The sequence below is a fragment of the Flavobacterium sp. R1_16 genome (genome assembly GCF_057652095.1).
The window spans coordinates 1-3200 of record NZ_JBYFCG010000016.1; the positions used below are offsets into that span (position 1 = coordinate 1).

At 47.4% G+C, this 3200-nt stretch carries 2 tRNA genes and 1 rRNA gene; all 3 read right to left on the minus strand.

What is annotated here, in order from left to right:
- A 23S ribosomal RNA gene (locus AC23L6_RS13210) occupies positions 1 to 2694 on the minus strand; the annotation flags it as partial.
- A gap of 153 nt (positions 2695 to 2847) precedes the next feature.
- Positions 2848 to 2921 (minus strand) — tRNA-Ala (locus AC23L6_RS13215).
- Between the two features lie 88 nt (positions 2922 to 3009).
- Positions 3010 to 3083: transfer RNA gene (locus AC23L6_RS13220), tRNA-Ile, on the minus strand.
- Between the last annotated feature and the right edge of the window lie 117 nt (positions 3084 to 3200).

Here is a 3200-nt window from a genome sequence, read left to right on the forward strand (position 1 = left end):
ACAACAGATACACTAGAGGTTTGTCCAATTCGGTCCTCTCGTACTAGAATCAGATCCACTCAAATTTCTTGCGCCCACAGTAGATAGAGACCGAACTGTCTCACGACGTTCTGAACCCAGCTCGCGTGCCACTTTAATGGGCGAACAGCCCAACCCTTGGGACCTTCTCCAGCCCCAGGATGTGACGAGCCGACATCGAGGTGCCAAACCCCCCCGTCGATATGAGCTCTTGGGGGAGATCAGCCTGTTATCCCCGGCGTACCTTTTATCCTTTGAGCGATGGCCCTTCCATGCGGAACCACCGGATCACTATGCTCTACTTTCGTACCTGATCGACCTGTATGTCTCTCAGTCAAGCTCCCTTATGCCATTGCACTCTACGCACGGTTACCAAGCGTACTGAGGGAACCTTTAGAAGCCTCCGTTACTCTTTTGGAGGCGACCACCCCAGTCAAACTACCCACCAAGCAATGTCCCCCGCATCGCGGGGTTAGGCCTCAGATAAACAAAGGGTTGTATTTCAACAATGACTCCACAACGCCTGGCGACGCCACTTCACAGTCTCCAACCTATCCTACACATCATTTATCCAAGGTCAATACTAAGCTATAGTAAAGGTGCACAGGGTCTTTTCGTCCCACTGCGGGTAAACGGCATCTTCACCGTTACTACAATTTCACCGAGCTCATGGCTGAGACAGTGTCCAGATCGTTACACCATTCGTGCAGGTCGGAACTTACCCGACAAGGAATTTCGCTACCTTAGGACCGTTATAGTTACGGCCGCCGTTTACTGGGGCTTCAATTCAATGCTTCTCCAAAGATAACATCTCCTCTTAACCTTCCAGCACCGGGCAGGTGTCAGGCCCTATACTTCATCTTACGATTTTGCAGAGCCCTGTGTTTTTGATAAACAGTCGCCTGGACCTCTTCACTGCGGCCCCGATTACTCGGGGCGACCCTTCTCCCGAAGTTACGGGTCTATTTTGCCTAATTCCTTAGCCATGAATCTCTCGAGCACCTTAGGATTCTCTCCTCGACTACCTGTGTCGGTTTACGGTACGGGTACTCATTACCTGAAGTTTAGAGGTTTTTCTTGGAAGCCCTTAGGTACACTATCTCTTTGTCCGAAGACGCCGAGTACTATCGCATTTCACCAAAACCTGCGGATTTGCCTACAGGTCTTATAGCTAAGTGCTTTAACGAACTATTCCGTCAGTTCGCGGTACTTTCATCACTCCGTCACCCCATCACAGTAATAAGTAGTACGGGAATATTAACCCGTTGGCCATCGACTGTCCCTTTCGGGTTCGCCTTAGGTCCCGACTAACCCGCAGCTGATTAGCATAGCTGCGGAAACCTTAGTCTTTCGGTGGCGGTGTTTCTCGCACCGCTTATCGTTACTTATGCCTACATTTTCTTTTCCAGCCAGTCCAGCATACCTTACGATACACCTTCAACCCTGCTGGAATGCTCCCCTACCACTTTGTATTGCTACAAAATCCATAGCTTCGGTAGTATGTTTATGCCCGATTATTATCCATGCTCGTCCGCTCGACTAGTGAGCTGTTACGCACTCTTTAAATGAATGGCTGCTTCCAAGCCAACATCCTAGCTGTCTGTGCAGACAAACCGCGTTCTTTCAACTTAACATACATTTGGGGACCTTAGCTGATGGTCTGGGTTCTTTCCCTCTCGGACATGGACCTTAGCACCCATGCCCTCACTGCTGTAAAACATTATATAGCATTCGGAGTTTGTCAGGAATTGGTAGGCGGTGAAGCCCCCGCATCCAATCAGTAGCTCTACCTCTATATAACTATTATCAGCGCTGCACCTAAATGCATTTCGGGGAGTACGAGCTATTTCCGAGTTTGATTGGCCTTTCACCCCTACCCACAGGTCATCCGAAGACTTTTCAACGTCAACCGGTTCGGACCTCCACTATGTGTTACCACAGCTTCATCCTGCCCATGGGTAGATCACACGGTTTCGCGTCTAACACTACTGACTAAAGCGCCCTATTCAGACTCGCTTTCGCTACGGATCCATGACTTAATCACTTATCCTTGCCAGCAACGTTAACTCGTAGGCTCATTATGCAAAAGGCACGCCGTCACTTCACGAAGAAGCTCCGACCGCTTGTAGGCGTATGGTTTCAGGATCTATTTCACTCCGTTATTCACGGTTCTTTTCACCTTTCCCTCACGGTACTGGTTCACTATCGGTCTCTCAGGAGTATTTAGCCTTAGCGGATGGTCCCGCCAAATTCAGACAGGGTTTCACGTGCCCCGCCCTACTCAGGATACCACTATCCATTACACTTATTACCCATACGGGGCTATCACCCTCTATGGCGTCACTTTCCAGTAACTTCCGGTTCTTTGTGCATGAAATATCGTGGTCCTACAACCCCAACATTGCCGTAACAACATTGGTTTGGGCTAATCCGCGTTCGCTCGCCACTACTTACGGAATCACTTTTGTTTTCTTCTCCTCCGCCTACTTAGATGTTTCAGTTCAGCGGGTTTGCCCACCTATCGGTGTACTATCTCTTCAAGATAGTGGGTTGCCCCATTCGGATATCTACGGATCAATTCGTGTGTGCCAATCCCCGTAGCTTTTCGCAGCTTATCACGTCCTTCTTCGCCTCTGAGAGCCTAGGCATCCCCCATACGCCCTTATTTTGCTTATTGTACTTTTTATACGTATTGATACGCATAAAGTGTTCTTTCTACTTTTTAAATATTTTTCTTATCTCAATATGTCAATGAACTTTATAATACCCAACTTGATTGGGTATCTCATCTTTTTATCGATGAGATTCCTGCTTTCGCAGGAATTTTTGTGGAGAATATCGGAGTCGAACCGATGACCTCCTGCGTGCAAGGCAGGCGCTCTAGCCAGCTGAGCTAATCCCCCGTTTCTTTTAGTTTTCAGTTAACAGTTTTCAGTTAACAGTACTTCAAACGGTTACTCAACCTCTAGAATTTCCTTAAGCTTAAAATAGTAGTCCCGCCCAGACTCGAACTGGGGACCCCTACATTATCAGTGTAGTACTCTAACCAGCTGAGCTACGAGACTCTGTTTCTTACTTAATTTTTAAAAAAAACATCTCTTAAAATGTCTTTTCTTGTAGTATTTGAACTAACAGCGAGAGTAATTAAATCTTCATTTTTGATAACTATAATTGCGTCTTTC